Genomic DNA, 18840 nt, shown 5'->3' with positions numbered 1-18840 from the left:
ATACAGCCGAGGGCATCGCACGCGTCTGGCTGCGATGCCGGCACGGTGCTACCCCTCACCCACCATGCTGGCCACCTTCCCCTTCGGAAAGCGCTGATGCCCGGAGTCCGGGGGGTGTCGAGGCGGACAACGGTTGTCGCGACGGCGCTGCTCCTGCTCGCCGCGACACCGGCCGCGGCGCAAACCGTGCCCGGGCGCACCGTCGATCCCTCCGGCACCTTCGTCGCGATCTACGAGAACGACACCTTCTCCGGCAACGATCGCTACTACACCAACGGGCTGCTCTTCGCCTGGCGCTCCCCCTCCTACGATCCGCCCGCCTGGCTGGCGGGGCTGACGGAGCGGCCGAACCTGCTGTTCCCGTCCGGCGGCGTGGCGCGCTGGGGCGTCGCGCTCGGGCAGAAGATCTGGACGCCGGAGGATACCGAGCGGCACGACCCCGACCCCACCGACCGCCCCTATGCCGGCTGGCTTTATGGCTCGCTGACGCTGATGTCCTACACGCCGACCGCGCTCGGCTCGCTCGAGCTGCAGCTCGGCGTGGTGGGCCCGTCCTCGCTGGCGGAGCAGGTGCAGAGCAACGCGCACGACCTGATCAACGTCCCCCGCGCCGAGGGCTGGAACTATCAGCTCAAGGACGAGCCCGGGGTGAACCTGATCCTGACGCGGCAATGGCGGGTCAACCGGCCAACCGGCGTGTGGGACGGCGTTTCGGTCGGGGTCGTGCCGAGTGTGACGGCCAGCCTCGGCAATGTGGCGACCTATGCCGCGGCCGGCGGGATGCTGCGCATCGGCACGGAGCTGGAGGCCGATTTCGGCCCGCCACGCGTGCGCCCGGCTTCCGCGGGATCGGTGTTCTACCAGCCGGTGGAACGCTGGGGCTGGTACGCCTTCGCGGGTGTCGAGGGGCGTGTCGTCGCCCATGACATCTCCCTCGACGGCAACACCTGGCGCGACAGCCGGAGTGTCGAGCGCGAGCCGCTGGTGGGCGACGCCAGCCTCGGTGTGGCCCTGATCACGCCTTGGGCGAGGCTCACCGCCAGCTACACGATCCGGTCCGAGGAATTCACGACACAGCGCGAACCGGCGCAGTTCGGATCGATCAGCGTCGCATTCCGGTTCTGATCGATCGTCTGTCAGCCAAGTTTACAGGTGCCGCGCCCGAGGCTCCTCGGCGTCCGCGCGCAGGTGCCTGCAATTGCAGGCGAGCCGGCAATCCTCCACCACAGCGGCATCAGGGGATCAACACGCTGCGAGTGGCAAGCGCTGCTGCGCAGCCGTGGTTGAAGCAGGCTTCCGCGGCATCGCGCACCGGTGCGCTGTAAGGTTTTCCGACAGAGTTCAAGCCATTGTTTGTATACGATATACATAGTGCCGACTGAGTTCCATGCGGCCGTTCGGCACGGCACGCCTCTTGATGGTGTCAACCCGGCGGCGCGCCGCGCCGCCACCGACCCAACTCGGGGGAGCATTTTGAGATGAGTTTTAAAGCCCTGCTGCGCAGCACCGCTATCGCCGGTGCATTTGCGCTCTCCGCACCTTTCTGGATGAGCGGCGCCGCCCAGGCGGCGGTCTGCTCGACAAGCGATGTGGACCTGACGATCGACTACCCGCCGCCTGTCACCTACTCGCCGACGAGCTGCGAAAACAACATCCTGACAGGTAACAATCCGGGCGACATCGAGTCCAGCTTCAACGACATTTTCGGCCCGGGCTTCGTCTATCTCGACAAGACCGATGCGCCGGAAAGTTCGGGCATCGGTGGCATCTCCTTCAGTGTCGCGGCGAATGTCGGGGCGACGAGCGGTTCCTGGACGGTCACGTGGGTCGACAACGACACGAGCACCGATCCGAACCTGCCGGCGTATTTCGACCTCGGCGTGGTGCTGAAGGGCGGCAGCGCCGATGACGCCGCCTATCTGTTCGAGGACGTGCTGATCCCCGACGGGCCCAATGTCGGCACCGGGACGTTCGAGATCACCTTCCTCAACAATGGCGGGCAGACCCCGGCCCTGTCCTACTTCGCGCTGCTCGGGCGCGTTTCGGGCGAGGAGCCGCCGCCGATCCCGGCGCCTGAGCCCGCCTCCCTGGCGCTCTTCGGTGCTGGCTTGGTCGGCCTTGGTGCCCTGACGCGCCGGCGCCGCCGCGTCTGAACCAGTGCGGGCGGGCCGCTCCCCCTGGGGGCGGCCCGTACCCTTTTCGCCTCGTGCCCGGACGGCGCGAGCCCGCCACGCCCAGGTCGGTCCGATCCCGCCCGGGCTTTGCGGACGACCGCGCCTCGCGGCGCCGGATCACCCCCTCCGCGGCATGCCGCGCCGCCTGTCGCTCCCTTTGACATATGCGGAACGCCGCACCTCGCCCTGCCATCGCCTCGCGCGAGATCACAGGCAGAACGCGAATGGCATCCTGTTTTGCATAACTTATACGATCTTCCATTCGACAACTGCCCGTGAGTCCGCCGCCGCGACGGGATCACAGGTTGTATGGCCCGGCGCAGTCTCGCGCCCACCGTTACTGTCAAATCCGCCGACAGGCACCAAGCCATTGAACAGCAACCATTTCAACCGAGGGTGCGGCCCCGTTTGGCCGCGTGGCGCGGCACGGCGCTTGGGTATCCCTCTAGCCGGCGCGGGCATTTGCCCGGCTGCCGTGGTGAAGGAGACATTTTGGATGCGCCAAACATTGAACACGCTGCGCCTCGCCGGGCTCGGTGCCGGCATCGCCGTCGCTGCGACGTTCCTCAGCCCGTCGGCCCAGGCCGCACAAGTCCCGAGCGGCAGCGGCGTCGAGTTGGCAGGCTTTGTCGAGATCCTGCCTGCCGGCGATGCCGACGACGCGACGGGTATCGCGTTCACCTCGGCCTCGGCGATCGGCACCGGGAGCCTCGCGGGCATCAACGACCCGAGCGTCGACATGTCCGACATTCCGGAAGGCACGATCGTCGGGACCGGGCCGGTCGCGCTCTCTCCGAACATCCTGAACTTCGCCGTCGTGAACACGGCCACCGGCGACCTGATCTTCGACCTGTTCTCGATCACCAACATCAACCGCCTGCCGGATGGCGAGACCAGCATCACCTTCAGTGGCGGCGGACAGTTCCGGGGCGCCGGCTACGACGACACGCCGGCCACCTACACCTTCACCGCGCAGGGGAACACGATCACGAGCTTCTCCGCCTCGATCACCTCGGGCGGCCAGGTCGTGGACGTGCCGGAGCCGGCGTCGATGGCGCTCTTCGGCCTCGGCCTGATGGGGATCGCCGCAGTGGCGCGCCGGCGCCAGAGCGTCTGACCTCGGCATTCAAGGCCGAAGTCATGGGCGGCCCGGCGACGGGCCGCCCAACTCTCGGCGGCGCAGCAGCAGCAGCGCAGCCGTCGTCTGCAGTACAGCGGCGGCGAGGAACAGCATCGGCGCATCGCCGGCGCGCAGCAGCCCGAAGCCCGCCGGCGCGAAGGCATAGGTGGCCTGCCCGGTCGCCACCACCAGCGCCACGACGCGCGCCACCTCGGCCTCCCGAAACTCCTGCTGCACGATCAGCGGCGGCAGCGACACCGCATTGCCCAGCCCGAAGCCGAACAGCGCCACGCCGAGCAGCAGCAGCGCCGGCGCATCGCCCGCCGCCAGCAGCAGCACCGAGCCCAGCACCTGCACGCCGTAATTCGCCGCCGCCGCACGGCGCCGGTCGGCGCCGGGCACCAGCAGCCGCGCCATGGCGAAGCGGCCGGCGATGGCGCAGGCCGTCGCCAGCCCCATCGCGAGCCCCGCCCCCTGCGCGCCGAGCGCGGGCGCGAGCAGCGCCACCAGATGCGCCACCAGGCCGATCTGCGCGAAGAGGCCCAGCGCATTCGCCGCCACCAGCAGCCGGAAGCGCCGGTCCGACCAGAGACGCGGGGCCGCCTCCGCCACCGGTCGCGCCGCGGGCTCCGCCGCGCCATCCACGGCCAGCCCCATCCCCGCCGGCGTGCGCCCCAGATACCGCCCGGCGAGCCACCACAGCGTCGCGACCATCGTCCCGCCGACCAGCGCCGCGGCCCAGCCGAAGCCGACCCAGCCGATCAGCGCCACCCAGAGCGGGGAGAGCACCACGCCGCCGACGCTCGCGCCGTTGAAGGCCGCCGCCAGCGCCGCCGGCCGCCGCCGCACGAACCACGGCGAGACGATCGCATTGATCGCAGCCGCCCCGGTCGCCGCCCAGCCCGCGCCGGAGGGCAGCGTCGCAAGGAAGAGTTGCCAGGGCTCGGCGGCCAGCGCCCAGCCCAGCGCCCCGAGCGCGGCCGAGACCGCCCCGGCCCGGGTGACGGACGCGATGCCGAAGCGGCGATAGAGCCGCGGCAGCAGCGCCACCACCGCCGCACCGGCCAGGAAATGCGCGGTGACGGCGGCCGAGGCGAGCCAGGCCGGCCAGCCGCGCCCGGTCTCGACGGCGTGGAGGAAGACCGGCGGGCCGTAGAACCCCATGCCCCAGCCGAAGGCCGCCACCACGAAGGCCGCCCCCACCACCCGCCATCCGAATCTGTCCGTCGCGTTGTTCATCCGGCCGATCCGCGCTGCGCGATCCTGGCATCCTGGCCGGGTGCGCGCAGCCGGGGCTTCGGCCGCGGCCGAAGCATCGCCGGCGGCGCCGGGCTATGCTCGCCCCATGCCGACCAATGCCGCGCTCGCCGAAACCGCCGCGCTGATCGGGGACCCCGCCCGCGCCGCCATGCTCGCCGCCCTGCTCGACGGGCGCGCGCTGACGGCGGGCGAGCTGGCTGCGGCGGCGGGCGTGACGGCGCAGACCGCGAGCGGGCATCTCGGGCGCATGACGGAGGCCGGGCTGCTGGCGATGGAGCGGCAGGGGCGGCACCGCTACCACCGCCTGGCGACGCCGGCCGTCGCGCGGCTGATCGAGGGCCTGCTGGAGGTCGCCGCCGCCGCGCCGCGGCGGGCGGTGGCGACGGGGCCGCGCGACGCCGCGCTGCGCCAGGCCCGCACCTGCTACGACCACCTCGCCGGCAGGCTGGCGGTCGCGATGGCGGATGCGATGCGGGCGCGCGCGCTGATCGAGCTGACGCCCGATGGCGGCGCCGTCACGCCGGCCGGGCAGGACTTTCTTGCCGATCTCGGGATCCATGCGACGCCGGCGCGGACGCGGCTGTTCTGCCGACCCTGCCTCGACTGGTCGGAACGGCGGCCGCATGTGGCGGGCGTGCTCGGCGCCGCGCTGTGTTCGCGCTGCTTCGAGCTGGGCTGGGTGCGGCGGCGGGCCGGCGGGCGGGCGCTCGAGATCACGCCGGTCGGCTGGGCCGGCTTCGCCGACGCCTTCGGCATCGCGCCGGAGGCGGTGCGCGGGTGAGCGCCGCCGGCTGCGGCCCGGCTTCAGCCCTGCAGCTCGATGTCGCCGGGCTTCCAGCTCTTGTCGAACCAGGGCTGGAGCGGGCCATAGAGCCTGAGGATGACGAACCAGGACTTGCCCGGGATCGTCTGCACCCAGTTGCTCGCCCGCCCCGCCGGCGCGGTCGGACCGAACCACACATCCACCGAGCCGTCCGGGCTCACCTGCAGGCCGGAATTCTGGCTGCTGACGGAGGGGAAGCGGTTGTCGGTCTGCAGCATCGACCGGGTCTGGGTGTCGTAGACGATGGTGGACCAGAAGGTCCGCACCGGCACCGGGCCAGGCAGCCGCAGGCGATAGGTCCTGCCGCCGTCGAAGGCGTTGCCGTTGGAATCCTCGGCGGTCCAGGGATAGGTCGAGCCCTCGCCCACCACCCTGGTGTCCATCGCGGGCGTCACGCCGGTCGCGGCGAAGAAGTAGAAGGAGCGCGCGTTCAGGTTCGGCACGCCGGGCTGGCGCTCGAATTTGTAGCCGCCGACGAAGGCGAACTTCCAGCGGCGGTCGGGGAAGATGATCCCCTCAGGGTCGCGCATCCGGTAGAACAGCGCCCGCGCCGTGGCGTCGCCCGTCGCCGCGGCCTCGGTCAGGATGCGGCGCATGCGCTCGTCCGGCTGGAAGGGGCGGCCTTTCTGGATGCCGGCGGCGGCGAAGTAGCCGAGGCTCGTCGGGTCGGTCGCCGACAGCGGCTCCTCCTGCACGACCGTGTTCAGCAGCTCCCAGAAGCGGAAATCGGCTGGCCCGACCATGTTGAAGGGCCGCGTCGAGCCGTCCACGAAGGTCAGGCGCGGCGGGTTCGCGGCGCGGGCGAGCGGATAGACCTTCGTCCGCTGCTTCACCATCGCCACGCCGGGGCGCGGGTCGCCGTTCTCCAGGAAGCTTCGCCAGATCACCACGTTGCCGAAGGTCTTCGGGCGGGTCACGGTGTAGCCCTGCGGCACCTGGCCGCGCCAGCCGGGCGGCAGCAGCAGGTATTTCCCGCCGCGCCCGCGATCCGCGCCGGTCAGGCCCAGATCCGCGACCCAGAAATAGTACATGTCGTTGATCAGGCCGAGCACGCGCGGCGGCACCTCGATCACCAACGGGCCGCCGCGCAGGTCCACCCAGAACCAGGTGTAGGGCGTGTTGTCGTTGGCGGTGAGCTCGACCGTCCGGCTGTCCACCAGCTGTTCCCAGATCGGGATGGTGGTGTTGTCGGGGCCGAAGCTGCGGATGGCCTGGCGGTTGAAGGCCTGGTTCACCGCCGGGATGCCGAGCAGATAGGCCTGCACCGCCTGCTGGAAGACCAGGTTGTCGTAGAGCGCATCCGTGCTCGCGGCGTCCGGCACGCCGTCGAAGAAATTCAGCCGGCCGAAGCGCGTGTCGACCGAGGACGGGGAGGCGACGCCGGACGGCATGGGCGTGGTGTAGCGGAAGGCCGGCGGCGTCGGGGTGCCGGTCAGCGGCTGGGCCTCGGCGGTGCCGGGGCCGAAGGCGCCGCGCAGGGCGGACGCCGCCGCAGCGAGCAGGGCGAGGTCGCGTCGAGTGGTCATGACGGCTGGATGTCCAAGGAGGCCCGATGCGTCCGGGCGGTTGATTCGGCGACCGGAAGCAGGGCGGTCCGCAACGATGCCGCCGGCCTGACGATGCTCCGACGCGGGTCGTCCCGCGCGGCCATCCTATCCCGTCCCTCGGGGGCGCTGCCCAGCTTGAACCGCTATCCGGATTCGGAAGAGCATCGGCGCCTGGGATCGTCCATCGCGGGGAGTCGCGGATTGACCTGCATCGCCCCCGTCATCCGGGCGGCCGATTTCGACTGCGTCGAGGACATGGCCGCGGCGCAGCGCGACTTCGAGGCCGAACTCGTCCAGCTCTCGCCGGGGCGCTTTCGCTACACGATGGGGCTGGTGGATCTCGGGCCGGCGCGGGTCCAGGCGAACGCCCTGGAGGGCATCTATCTCGGGCGGGCGCGAGTGGCGCCAGGCAGCTGGGCGCTGTTCTACCCGACCGGCGGCCCGGCGGAGGCAAGCCGGCTCAACCGCATCCTGCCGGGACGCGACGATGCGGTGCTCTATGGCCCGGGAGCGGAGCTGCTGGCCCGCGTGGCGGACGGGCAGCGCTGGACGATGCTGGTGCTGGACGCGGCGCGCTTCGCGGAGGTGTTCGAGCGCTTGCCCGCGGCGCAAGAGGGGGGCGCCCTGCCGCTTCGGGGCCTGCTTGCGCGGGCGCCGGTCCTGCGCGGCCTGTCGGCCCTTGCCAGTCTTGAGCCGGCCGGCCAACCGGGCCCCGCGATGTCGGCGGCGCTGGTGGACAGCCTGCGTGCTGCACTCGACGGCGCGCTGGCCGACCGGCCGTCGCCGCCGCGACGCCTGCGCGGCGAACGGAGCGCCGTGCGCGTCACCTCGGCCGCGGTGGACTATCTCGCCGCGGCGCCTGGACGCCCGGTCTGCAGCGAGGAGATCGGCGCCACGCTCGGCGTGAGCCCGCGCTTCGTCAACCAGTGCTTCGATGCGGTCTATGGCATCAGCGTGCACCGCTACCTGCGGCAGCGCCGGCTGGCGGAGGCGCGCCGGCGCCTCGCGGCCGGCGGCGCGGGACTCATGGTCAAGCAGGTCGCCCTTGACCTCGGCTTCTGGCATTTCGGGCGCTTCGCCCTGGCCTATCGCGACCTGTTCGGCGAAACACCGTCGCAGACGCTGGCGACCGCCAGGCAGCGCCGGGGCCCCTGAGGGGCCGCAGGCCTCGCAGAGGCCTCAGCCGATCGCGGCCTCCACCGCCAGCGCGGCCTTCAGCGCCCGGCGGCCGGCCGCCGCATCCACCTCGGGCGGCACGCCATCGAGGCAGGCGGCGGCGAAGCCGGCCTGCTCGGCCTCCAGGCTGTCATGGTCGGTCCAGGCGGCGCGGTCCACGCCGAAGCCGGGCATGGTCGCGACCGGCTCCGCGCCGCCCTTGCGCAGCACGGCGAGGCTGCGGCCGAGGAAATCCACCGCCATCTCCCCCTCCCGCCCCAGCACGCGCAGCCGGCGCTCCAGCGCCAGCGACACGCGGGAGGCGGTGATGACCGCCGCCCGGCCGGAGGGGAAGCGGAAGCGCGCCACGGCGAAGTCGGGATGGTCCGAGATCACGCGCGCGCCGACCGCCGTCACCTCCTCCGGCTCCTCCCCCGCCAGCGTCAGCACCAGGTCGATGTCGTGGATCATCAGGTCCAGCACGACCGAGACATCCAGGCTGCGCGGCCGGAAGGGCGCGGCGCGCACCGCGTCCCAGGAGAGCGCCTGGTCGCGCCCGGGCGCCGCCACCACGGCGCGGAAGGCGGCCGAGAAACGCTCGATATGCCCGACCTGCAGCACGCGGCCGCGGGACGCGGCCTCCGCCGCCAGGGCATCGGCTTCGGCCAGGGTCGCGGCGATCGGCTTCTCCATGAACAGGTGCCGCCCGGCCTGCAGCACCTGCATGCCGAGCGCATGATGGAAGCGCGTGGGCGCGGCGACGATCACCGCATCGGCGGCGGCGATCGCCTCCGCCAGCCCCATGGCAGGGGCGCCGGCCTCGGCAGCGACCGATGCGGCGCGCGCCGCATCGGCGTCGTGCACCGCGACAAGCCGGGCGCGCGGCCCCTTCGCCGCCTTCAGGGCGTGGAAGCGGCCGAAATGACCGGCACCGAGGATGGCGAGGCGGAGACTCATGCGCCCCCTCTACTCCCTCCCCCGCCCGTGCGGGAGGGCGCGGGCTTGCATCGGGGTTGCCCCCCGCGCATGTTCCGCCCCAAACGCCTGCCTCCCGCCCGAACGGAGGGCGGGCTCCACCCGAACGGCAGGCTTGTCCCAGCCCATGATGTATTTCGCCCGCTGGAAGGCGCTCGCCATCGCCGGCGTCTGCCTCCTCGGTGTCCTGATGTCGCTGCCGAACCTGCTTCCGCGGGACAGCATGCCCGGCTGGATGCGCCAGATCAGCCTCGGCCTCGACCTGCGCGGCGGCTCCTACCTGCTGCTGGAGGTGGACACCTCCGCGATGGTGCGGGAACGGCTGGAGGGGCTGGTGGACACGGTCCGCCGCGGCGCGGCCACGGCCAATCCGCGCATCCTCTACACCGGGCTGAATGCCGACCAGGCGCAGCGCCGCGTCTCGCTGCGTGTCTCCGACCCGGCGCGGGCGAACGACGTGGCGCGCATCCTGCGCGACGCGGCGATCTCGGTGAATGCCGGCGCGGGATCGCAGCAGCCCGACATCGAGGTGACGACCACGCCCGAAGGCGTGGTGAGCGCCACGCTGACCGAGGTCGCGCTGCGCAACAAGGCGTCGAATGCCGTCGAGCAGTCGCTCGAGATCGTGCGGCGGCGCATCGACGAGAGCGGCCTCGTGGAGGCGCTGATCGCCCGCCAGGGCCAGAACCGCATCCTGGTGCAGCTGCCGGGCGTCGAGGATCCGGCTCGCATCAAGGACCTGCTCGGCCGCACCGCGCGCATGACCTTCCACCTGCTGGACGAGAACGCGAACCTGCAGGCCGCGACACCGCCGCCCGGCACCATGTTCCTGCGCGGCGAGCAGAATGAGGAGCGCTACCCGGTGCGCCGCCGCGTCGAGGTGGACGGCGCGAACCTGACCGATGCGCGGGCCGGGCAGGACAGCCGCACCGGCGAATGGGTGGTGAACTTCACCTTCGATTCGGTCGGCAGCCGCCGCTTCGCCGACATCACGCGGGCCAATGTCGGGCGGCCCTTCGCCATCGTCCTCGACGACCGCGTGATCACCGCCCCGGTCATCCGGGAGGCGATCACCGGCGGCCGCGGCCAGATCAGCGGCAGCTTCAACGTGCAGAGCGCGACCGACCTCGCGGTGCTGCTGCGCGCCGGCGCCCTGCCCGCGCCGCTGACCGTGGTGGAGGAGCGCACCGTCGGGCCGGAGCTCGGCGCGGATGCGATCCGCGCCGGCCTGATCTCGCTCGCCGCCGGCACGCTCTTCGTCTTCCTCTACATGGGGCTCGCCTACGGCTTCTTCGGCTGGATCGCGAACATCGCGCTGCTGGCCAACGTCGTCATCATGATCGGCGTGCTGACGGTGCTGGGGGCGACGCTGACGCTGCCCGGCATCGCGGGCATCGTGCTGACGCTCGGCACCGCGCTCGACGCCAACATCCTGATCAACGAGCGCATCCGGGAGGAGGTGCGCAACGGGCGAAGTCCGATCAACGCGCTGGAGGCGGGCTACACCAAGGCCTCCGGCACGATCATGGATTCGAACCTGACGAACCTGATCGCCATGGCGTGCCTCTACGGCTTCGGCAGCGGCCCGATCCGCGGCTTCGCGGTGACCGTCGCGGTGGGCACCATCGTGCAGATGTGGACCGCGACGGTGGTGACGCGGCTGATCATCGCGATCTGGTACCGCACCAAGCGGCCGAAGGAGCTGCCGGTGCTGCAGCGGCCCGGCCTTTCGCTCTGGCAGCGGCTGGCGCGGCCGCTGTTCCGCCTGATCCCCGACGACACCCGCATCCCGTTCATGAGGGGCGCCAAGATCGGCGTGGTCGTCTCGGCCATCATCTCGACCGGGTCGGTCGCGCTGGCCTTCTATCCGGGGCTCGAGAAGGGCATCGACTTCCGCGGCGGCATCGTGATGGAGGTGCGCACGCCGGGGCCGGCCAATCTCGCGCAGCTGCGCTCGGCGACCTCGGGGCTCGATCTCGGCGAGGTCGGGCTGCAGGAATTCGGCGCGCCCGACACGGTGCTCGTCCGCCTGCCCGTCCAGGGCGACGAGGCGGGGACGCAGCGCGCCGTCGCCGCCGTGCGCGGCGCGCTGGACCAGGTGGCGCCCGGCACCCGCGTGCTGCGCGTGGAGGCGGTGGGCAACCGCGTCTCGGCCGAGCTGTTCATGGGCGGGCTGATCGCCCTCGGCCTCTCCTTCCTGGCGATGCTGGTCTACATCTGGTTCCGCTTCGAATGGCAGTTCGCCGTCGCCGGCATCGCGACGCTGCTGCTCGACACCACCAAGGTCGTCGGCCTGATGGTGGTGACGGGGATCGAGTTCAACCTGACCACCGTCGCGGCGATCCTGACCATCATCGGCTTCAACGCCAACGACAAGGTCGTGGTGTTCGACCGCATGCGGGAGAATCTGCGGAAGTACAAGCAGATGCCGCTGCGCGAGCTGGTGGACCTCTCGATCAACGAGACGCTGAACCGCACCATCGGCACCTCGATGACGTTGCTGCTGAGCGCGTTGCCGCTGGCGCTGTTCGGCGGCGAGGCGCTGGCCGGCTTCGCCTGGCTGATGATCGCGGGCATCGTGATCGGCACCGCCTCCTCCACCTTCATCGCAGCGCCGATCGTGCTGTTCACCGGCGCGAAGTCGCTGCGGAAGAGCGAGCCGGCCTCCGCCGCGGCGGCTCAGCCGGGATGAGCGTTGCGGCCCCCGGCGGGCGGCAGGTGCCGCGGCGGGGGCTGCCGCGCCGCGGGCTGCTGGCCCTGGCGGCGAGCTGCGTCGCGCCGCGCCTGGCGCTCGCGGCGCGCGAGCCTGCCACTCTGCTGGTCCCGGCGCCGCCCGGCTCCTCGCCGGATCGCTGGGCCCGCCAGGTGGCCCCGTTCCTCGAACGCGCCTGGCCGCACCAGCGGCTGGCCCTGCGTAACCTGCCAGGCCGCGGCGGTCTCGCCGCCCTCGCCGAGCTTGCCGGAACGGCCCCCGGCACACGCGTCATCGGCGTGCTCACCACGCCCGTCCTGCTCGCCCGGGCCGTGGAGGCGGGCGAGTCCTCCCCGCTCGACCGGATCGCCCCGCTCGGCGCGCTGATCGAGGAGCCGGTGGTGCTGGTCGCCGCGCCGGGCGGCGTGGCGAGCCTTGATGGGCTGCGGGCGCAGACCGGCGTGTCCTTCGGCACCCCGCCGCCGGGCACTGCGGCGCATATGGCCGGCATGCGCCTGGCGGAGAGCGCCGGCGTCACGCCGCTGGTCTTCCCCTCCGCCGCAGCGACCCGGCAGGCGGCAGCGGGCGGGCATGTGGCGGCCGCGGCGTTGACCCTGCCCGACGCGATTCCCTTCCTGCGCGAGAACCGGCTGGTGGCGCTCGGCATCGCCGCATCCCGCCGCTCGCCGCTGCTGCCGGACCTGCCGACCCTTCGGGAAGCGGGGCTGGAGCTGCTCGGCGCCACGCGGCGCGGCTTCGCCCTGGCGCCGGATGCGCCGGAGGACTGGCGCGGATGGCTGGTGGAGGGGCTGGAGAAGCTCGCCGCCGACCCGGACCTTGCCGCGCAATGCGCCGAGGCCGGGCAACTGCCCCGCTTCCTCGGCCCCGAGCCCTGGACCGCGTTGCTGCGCCGGCAGGAGGAGGCGTTGCGCCGGCGCTGGCGAGAAGAACCTTGGCTTCCGCGACGGACGTGACCAAGCTAGGCTGCTGTGACGCTTGGCGGAGAATCGGTTTAATTTGAGACGGGCGCGTCGCCATCCGGCCCATGCGGCCGCGCCTGCCCGCAGGCGCCGGACACGCGCCACCGCCGGTGGCGCGTGCGGGAAGGGTTGAGCGATGCTTCGCCGCCCCCGCCGCAGCATGGGTGATTCCTCGGGCCTGGTGCTGGTCGCGAGCGATCCGCTGGTGATTGCCGCCGTGCATGAGGCCGCCCGCCGCCTGCAGGGCGCCCGCCCGGTGCAGATCGTCAGCGGGGCCGAGGCGCTCTACCGCATGGTCGGCCCAGGCGAGCCGCCGCGCCACCTGGTGCTGGAAGGCGGCAGCGCGGGCGCGGATCTGCTCTCCGCCGCGCGCGACCGCTTCAGCGGCACCGAGGTCGTCGTCGTCGCACGCCCCGGAGAGAAGGCACCTGACGGCTTGCGCGCCGTGCCGGCGGAGGGCGCCAAGCTCGCCGCCGCGCTGTCGCGCAACGGCCATGGCGGCGCAATGCCGGCAAGCGATGCGCGCAGCCTCGCCGCCGGGCTGGCCCGCGGCGAGATCACCGTGCGCCTGCAACCGATCGTGCGCCTCGCCGATCGCCGGCCGGTCATGGTGGAGGCGCTCGCCCGATGGGAGCGGCCGCGCGTGGCGCTCGGCGCCGGCGCCTTCGTGGCGCTGGCGGAGCAGGCCGGCCTGGCCACGCCGCTTGCCCTCGCCGTCGCGCGCAGCGCGATCGAGGCGCTGGCCACGGTACGACGTGCGCTGCCGCTGCGGCTTTCGTTCAACGTGCCGCTCTCGGTGCTGTTGCGGGCCGACCTGCCGAGCCGGCTTGGCGCGCTGATCTCCCACCATGCGCTGCGGCCGCAGGACCTGCTGCTGGAGCTGACGGAAAGCACCACGGTGCGCGACACGGCGCTGCTGCGGCGCGCGCTGCAACGGCTGGACGGCGCCGGCTTCCGCGTGCTGCTGGACGATCTGAGCCTGGACGACGCCCGAACCCCGCTGCTCGGCCTGCCCTTCGCCGGGGTGAAGCTGGACCGCAGCCTGATCGCCGCGCTGCCGACCGAGCGCCGTGCTCGCGCGCAGGTGGAGCGTCTGGTGCGCCAATCCCATGCCGAGGGCCGCGCGGTGGTGGCAGAGGGCGTGACGGACCCGCTGCTGTGGCGCGCGTCCGCGGCGGCGGGATGCGACTTGGCGCAGGGCTTCGGCGTGGGCCGCCCGATCCCGCCGGAGGCGATGCCGGCCTGGATCGGGGCCTGGAGCGGGGCCGCCCTGCCGGACGGCCGGTAAGGCGCGCGCTGCCTCAGCCGCCGTAGGATTCGCGATACAGCGCGACGATCTCGTCGGCCGTCGGCACGCGCGGGTTGTTCGCGGGACTGCCGGAGGCCAGCGCCTGCGCGGCCATGGTCGGCAGCAGGCCGTTCCACGCATCCGCCGCGATGCCGTAGCCCGCGGGCGTGGGCACCTGCAGGTCGCGGTTCAGCGCGCGCAATTCCTCCACCAGCTTCGCGCAGGCGGACTGGTCGCCCTCATCCTCCCGCGCGACGCCCATGACGCGCGCGGCTTCCGCGTAGCGGGCGCGGCCGGCGTCCAGGCCGAAGGCGGTGACAGCGGGCAGCAGCATCGCGTTGGACATGCCGTGCGGAACGTGGAAATGCGCGCCGACCGGCCGCGACATGCCATGCACCAGCGCGACGGAGGAATTGGAGAAGGCGAGGCCGGCCAGCGTGGCGCCTCGCATCATCGCCTCCCGCGCCGCGGCGTCCTTCGGATCGGCCCAGACGCGCCGCAGGTTCGGCGCGATCAGGCGCATGGCGCTGCGGGCATAGTCATCGGCCACGGGATTGGCGCGCTTGGAGACGAAGGCCTCCAGCGCATGGGTCAGGCTGTCGATGCCGGTGTCGGCGGTGATGCGCGCGGGCAGGCCGAAGGTGAATTCGTGATCCACCACGGCCGCGAGCGGCAGCGCGCCCAGGCCCGCGATCAGCATCTTCTCGTCGCGCTCGGTGTCGGTGATGACGGTGAAGCGCGTCGCCTCGCTGCCCGTCCCGGCGGTGGTCGGCACGCAGATCACCGGCAGCGCGGCGAGGTTCGCGGCGGCCGGCACCTTGAAGGCGCGGATATGCGTGCCTGCGGGCGCGGCGGCGAGGATCGTCATCGCCTTCGCCGTGTCCATCGGGCTGCCGCCACCGAAGCCGATCAGGCAATCGAAGTTGCCGGCCTTCAGCACGGCGACTCCGGCCTCGATCACCGTGTCGGTCGGGTCGGGGACGGTGTCGGAGAAGACGGCCGCCTCTATCCCCGCCGCCCGCAGCGGCGCCAGCGCACGATCAAGCAGGCCGGAGGAGACCATGAAGGGATCGGTCACCACCAGCGGACGGGAGAGGCCGAGCTGCGCGAGCACCTCCGCGAGCTTGCCGACCGATCCGCCGCCCATCAGCATCAGCCGCGGCGCGACCAGCTGCACCACCATGACCGTCCTCCCCTTATCCCGCCGCCGCGGCGCGCTGCGCCAGCACGCCGCCCTGCTTCATGATGAAGGCGCGGAGCCTTTCGGGGTAGTCCGGCACCACGACCTTCCGCACCGAAGGCCGGGCGGCGAGCGCCTGCCGCCAGGCCGCGACGCGCGGCAGCCCATCCAGCACGCCGAGCGGCGCCATGCGGTCGAATGTGTCGAAGTAGCGGAACACGGGCGCGAAGGCGGCGTCCACGATCGAGAAATCCTCGCCCGCGAAGAAAGGCAGCCTGGGCGGCAGGGCCTCGATCCGCTGGAATTTCTGGCGCAGAGTCGCGCAGCGGGCGTCGAAGGCGGCTGCGTCCTTGCCGGTCTCGATCACCCAGGTGTCGTCCAGCATGGTGGCGGCGAATTCGATCCAGGCGCGGTGCTTGGCCTTCTCCAGCGGGTCCGCTGGGTGCAGCCGCGGCGCCTGCGTCTCCTCCAGGTATTCGGCGATCACCGCGCTTTCGAACAGCACCTCCTCGCCAACCCGCAGCACCGGCACGCGGCCGAGCGGCGAGAGGGCCAGGAACCAGTCGGGCTTGGCGTAAAGGTCGATGTCCACCCGCTCGAAGGCGACGCCCTTCTCCAGCAGCACGATGGCCGCGCGCTGGACATAGGGGCAGAGGTCGAAGGAGATCAGTTGTAATGATGGCGTCATGCGCGACCCTCGGTTGTCGCGCGCATGCTAGACATCCCTGGCCGACAGGGAAGCCGGCTTCACCCGTCCGATGAGAGGCGGATCACCGTGCCGCCCGCCTCGTCGGTCAAATGCAGCAGGCCGTTCGCGATGCGCCAGCCGCGCACCTGCGCCAGCGCGGCATGGAAGCGCTGTTCCTGCTCGGCCAGCGCGGGCGGGCAGGCCATCATGGTCCCGGCAACCGGCCCGAAGCGCAGCGACGCGCCATCCAGCGTGTAGCCGCCATTGTAGCGGTTGCAGCCGCCGAGGCCGCTGACGCGCCCATCCGCGCCGAAGCTCATGCTGGTGCGGGAGCGGTCCACGACACCGCGGCCGGCGATGTCCTCCGCGATCCAGACCGGGCCAACGAGCGCCGGCGCGGCGGGCGCGGCACTCTCGCGGGCGCGCACCAGCAGAAGTTCGATCTGCTCCTCCGCGCCGCGCGTCAGCACCGGATGGATGGGGTCGGTGCGGAACAGCACCCGGCCGTCGAGCAGGATCTCGGCGCGCAGCGCATAGGTGAAGCGCTCCTCGATGCGCGCCGGTTCGTAGGCCAGCGCGAAGGCGATGGGCACCTGACCGGTGATCGGAATCTGGGCTTCCGCGATCAGCAACGCGGGCGCGCCATGACGCGACACATCCTCCAGGCGGAGATGCAGGACGGCGCCGGGCGGCAGCGCCATGCGCTCGTGATAGGTCGCGCTGCCGCGGATGGTGCCGGATTGCGCCCGCGCCACGACAGGCAGCGCGCCGAGCGGCAGGGCGAGAAGCGTGCGTCGTGACAGGGCGAACATGCACGCAGGATCCAACGAGATCGCGGCGATCCTGCGGCACGGGGCCGACACGAGGATGACGGGACGGCTCAGCCCGCCCGGCGCGCCTTGGCGGCAGCGTACAGCGCGAGACGTTCCGCGGCGCGCGGCGCGATCCCCTCCCCCACGGCGGCGTCGAAGCGCGGCAGGTCCTCCGCGAAGTGGCATGCGCTGGCCTGGCCGGGCGCGACCTCCCGCAGCGGCGGCGCCTGCTCGCGGCAGATCGCCTGCGCATACGGGCAGCGCGTGTGGAAGCGACAGCCGGGCGGCGGGTTCATCGGGCTCGGCACGTCGCCGCCAAGGTGCTGCACGCGGCCGCGCCGGCGCGGATCGGGATGCGGGATCGCGGCCAGCAGCGCGCGCGTATAGGGATGCCGCGGATTGGCGAACAGCGTGCGCTTCGGCCCCGTCTCCACGATCTGGCCGAGATACATCACCGCCACGCGGTCGGCCATGTGGCGCACCACCGCCAGGTCATGCGCGATGAACAGGTAGGAGAGGCCGAAGCGCCCCTGCAGGTCCTTGAGCAGGTTCACCACCTGCGCCTGGATCGAGACATCCAGCGCGCTGACCGGTTCGTCGCAGACGACGAGCTCCGGCTGCACCGCCAGCGCGCGCGCGATGCCGATGCGCTGGCGCTGGCCGCCCGAGAATTCATGCGGATAGCGCTGCGCGTGAAAGGGGGCGAGACCGACCAGGCCGAGCAGTTCCTTCACGCGATCGGCACGCGAGCGCGCGTCGCCGATGCCATGCACCTCCATCGGCTCCGCAATCGCCTCGCCCACCCGCAGCCGCGGGTTCAGCGAGGCATAGGGATCCTGGAACACCACTTGCACGCGCCGGCGCAGCGCGCGGAGCTCGGCGGCGCCCGAAACCTCCACGCCGTCGAAGCGGATGGTGCCGGCGGTCGGCTCGATAAGGCGCAGCACGAGGCGCGCGGTGGTGGACTTGCCGCAGCCGGATTCGCCGACCAGCGCCAGCGTCTCGCCGCGCGCGATGGCAAATGAGACGCCATCCACCGCACGCACCACGCCCTGCGCGCGGTCCAGAACGCCGTGCTTCACCGGGTAGTGCTTCGCCAGCCCCTCGACCTGCAGCAGCGCGCTCATGCGGCGAGTTCCGCCGACTGCTCGACCGGCGCGCGGATGCAGGCCGCGAGGTGGCCGTCGGCCACGGGTTCCAGTGCCGGCTGCGCGCGGGTGCAGGCCTCAATCGCGAAGGGACAGCGCGGGTGGAAACGGCAGCCCTTGGGCAGGGCGAAGGGCGGCGGGACCGCGCCCTCGATCGCCAGCAGCCTTTCGCGATCCTCATCCAGGCGCGGGATCGAGCCGAGCAGGCCGAGCGTGTAGGGATGCTGCGGGCTGGCGAAGAGCTCCGCCGCCGTCGCGCGCTCCACCACTTTGCCCGCGTACATCACCGCGACCTCGTCGGCCATCTCGGCGATCACGCCGAGATCGTGGGTGATCAGGATGATGGACATGCCAGTCTCGTCCTGGAGCTCGCGCAGCAGATCCAGGATTTGCGCCTGCACCGTGACGTCGAGCGCGGTGGTCGGCTCGTCCGCGATCAGCAGTTGCGGCCGGCAGGCCAGCGCCATGGCGATCATCACGCGCTGGCGCATGCCGCCGGAGAGCTGGTGCGGATAGTCGTCGAAGCGCGATTCCGGGGAGGGGATGCGCACGCGCTTCAGCGCCTCGATCGCGCGGTCGCGCAGTTCGGCGCCGGACGCCGATTTGTCATGCGCGCGCATCGCCTCGGTGATCTGGGCGCCGACGCTGTGTACCGGGTTCAGCGACGTCATCGGCTCCTGGAAGATCATCGCCACCTTGCCGCCGCGCACCTGGCGCATCGCGCCGGCGGATAGCCGCAGCAGATCCTGGCCCTCCAGCAGCACGCGCCCCTGCGCGACGCGGCCGGGCGGCGGGACAAGGCGCATGACGGAGAGGCTCAGCATAGACTTGCCGCAGCCGCTCTCCCCCACGATGCCGAGCGTGCGGCCGCGCGGCACGTCAAGATCCACGCCGTCCACCGCCGCGATCTCGCCGACCGAGCTGCGGAAGACGGTCCGCAGCCCTTCGATACGGAGAAGAGGTGCGTTGTCGCGCATGCGATTCAGACCTCCGGTGCT

16 protein-coding genes are annotated in these 18840 nt (G+C 72.1%); 8 read left to right on the top strand and 8 right to left on the bottom strand.

From position 1 onward, the window contains the following. Positions 1 to 114: 114 nt before the first annotated feature. The 3 genes from DFH01_RS19650 (at position 115) to DFH01_RS28280 (ending at position 3291) form a co-directional block, all read left to right on the top strand. Positions 115 to 1125, top strand: coding sequence for a lipid A deacylase LpxR family protein (locus DFH01_RS19650; RefSeq protein ID WP_233256189.1), 1011 nt, complete (start codon positions 115 to 117; stop codon positions 1123 to 1125). Between the two features lie 353 nt (positions 1126 to 1478). Next, on the top strand, positions 1479 to 2153 hold the full coding sequence (locus DFH01_RS19645) for a PEP-CTERM sorting domain-containing protein (RefSeq protein WP_109872161.1): 675 nt from the start codon (positions 1479 to 1481) through the stop codon (positions 2151 to 2153). A 517-nt stretch (positions 2154 to 2670) separates the two neighbouring features. Continuing rightward, positions 2671 to 3291, top strand: coding sequence for a PEP-CTERM sorting domain-containing protein (locus DFH01_RS28280; protein ID WP_158287829.1), 621 nt, complete (start codon positions 2671 to 2673; stop codon positions 3289 to 3291). A gap of 21 nt (positions 3292 to 3312) precedes the next feature. Here the strand turns inward: DFH01_RS28280 and DFH01_RS19635 are convergent, their stop codons facing one another. Then, entirely contained in the window at positions 3313 to 4533 is a 1221-nt protein-coding gene (locus DFH01_RS19635; RefSeq protein WP_109872159.1) for an MFS transporter, read from the bottom strand. 106 nt (positions 4534 to 4639) lie between these two features. Between DFH01_RS19635 and DFH01_RS19630 the strand changes: the two genes are divergently transcribed. Next, positions 4640 to 5335, top strand: a complete 696-nt coding sequence (locus DFH01_RS19630; RefSeq protein ID WP_109872158.1) for an ArsR/SmtB family transcription factor — start codon at positions 4640 to 4642, stop codon at positions 5333 to 5335. 23 nt (positions 5336 to 5358) lie between these two features. Here DFH01_RS19630 and DFH01_RS19625 read toward each other — a convergent pair whose 3' ends face one another. Then, on the bottom strand, positions 5359 to 6903 hold the full coding sequence (locus tag DFH01_RS19625; protein ID WP_109872157.1) for a DUF1254 domain-containing protein: 1545 nt from the start codon (positions 6901 to 6903) through the stop codon (positions 5359 to 5361). 222 nt (positions 6904 to 7125) lie between these two features. Between DFH01_RS19625 and DFH01_RS19620 the strand changes: the two genes are divergently transcribed. Then, a complete protein-coding gene (locus DFH01_RS19620; protein WP_109872156.1) occupies positions 7126 to 8079 on the top strand; it encodes an AraC family transcriptional regulator in 954 nt (317 codons plus the stop codon). A 24-nt stretch (positions 8080 to 8103) separates the two neighbouring features. On the opposite strand, the gene DFH01_RS19615 is transcribed toward DFH01_RS19620, so the two are convergent. Further along, positions 8104 to 9036, bottom strand: coding sequence for a Gfo/Idh/MocA family oxidoreductase (locus tag DFH01_RS19615; protein ID WP_109872155.1), 933 nt, complete (start codon positions 9034 to 9036; stop codon positions 8104 to 8106). Between DFH01_RS19615 and secD the strand changes: the two genes are divergently transcribed. From secD to DFH01_RS19600, 3 genes are all read left to right on the top strand, one after another. After that, on the top strand, positions 9017 to 11746 hold the full coding sequence (gene secD / locus DFH01_RS19610; protein ID WP_442899713.1) for a protein translocase subunit SecD: 2730 nt from the start codon (positions 9017 to 9019) through the stop codon (positions 11744 to 11746). The two genes, DFH01_RS19615 and secD, sit on opposite strands and share 20 nt — an antisense overlap. Next, positions 11743 to 12720 carry a Bug family tripartite tricarboxylate transporter substrate binding protein gene (locus DFH01_RS19605; protein ID WP_109872153.1) on the top strand — a complete coding sequence of 326 codons (978 nt, stop codon included), beginning with the start codon at positions 11743 to 11745 and terminating at the stop codon, positions 12718 to 12720. Before secD ends, DFH01_RS19605 begins: the two co-directional genes overlap by 4 nt. A gap of 142 nt (positions 12721 to 12862) precedes the next feature. After that, a complete protein-coding gene (locus DFH01_RS19600; protein WP_146217097.1) occupies positions 12863 to 14014 on the top strand; it encodes an EAL domain-containing protein in 1152 nt (383 codons plus the stop codon). A 13-nt stretch (positions 14015 to 14027) separates the two neighbouring features. Here the strand turns inward: DFH01_RS19600 and DFH01_RS19595 are convergent, their stop codons facing one another. From DFH01_RS19595 to DFH01_RS19575, 5 genes are all read right to left on the bottom strand, one after another. Beyond that, complete coding sequence (locus DFH01_RS19595; protein ID WP_109872151.1) at positions 14028 to 15197, bottom strand: iron-containing alcohol dehydrogenase; 1170 nt, start codon at positions 15195 to 15197, stop codon at positions 14028 to 14030. A 13-nt stretch (positions 15198 to 15210) separates the two neighbouring features. Continuing rightward, positions 15211 to 15882, bottom strand: coding sequence for a glutathione S-transferase family protein (locus tag DFH01_RS19590; protein WP_109872150.1), 672 nt, complete (start codon positions 15880 to 15882; stop codon positions 15211 to 15213). 59 nt (positions 15883 to 15941) lie between these two features. Next, positions 15942 to 16694, bottom strand: a complete 753-nt coding sequence (locus DFH01_RS19585) for a YbaY family lipoprotein (protein WP_109872149.1) — start codon at positions 16692 to 16694, stop codon at positions 15942 to 15944. A gap of 68 nt (positions 16695 to 16762) precedes the next feature. Further along, a complete protein-coding gene (locus DFH01_RS19580) occupies positions 16763 to 17821 on the bottom strand; it encodes an ABC transporter ATP-binding protein (protein ID WP_109872148.1) in 1059 nt (352 codons plus the stop codon). Next, positions 17818 to 18819, bottom strand: coding sequence for an ABC transporter ATP-binding protein (locus tag DFH01_RS19575; protein ID WP_109872147.1), 1002 nt, complete (start codon positions 18817 to 18819; stop codon positions 17818 to 17820). The genes DFH01_RS19580 and DFH01_RS19575 overlap by 4 nt, the downstream gene beginning before the upstream one ends. Positions 18820 to 18840 lie beyond the last annotated feature (21 nt).

Origin of the sequence: Falsiroseomonas bella (assembly GCF_003173615.1) — a bacterium.
Classification (GTDB): Bacteria; Pseudomonadota; Alphaproteobacteria; order Acetobacterales; family Acetobacteraceae; genus Falsiroseomonas; species Falsiroseomonas bella.
The sequence above is the reverse complement of the archived record's forward strand: the minus strand, read 5'-3'. Positions and strand labels throughout refer to the sequence as shown.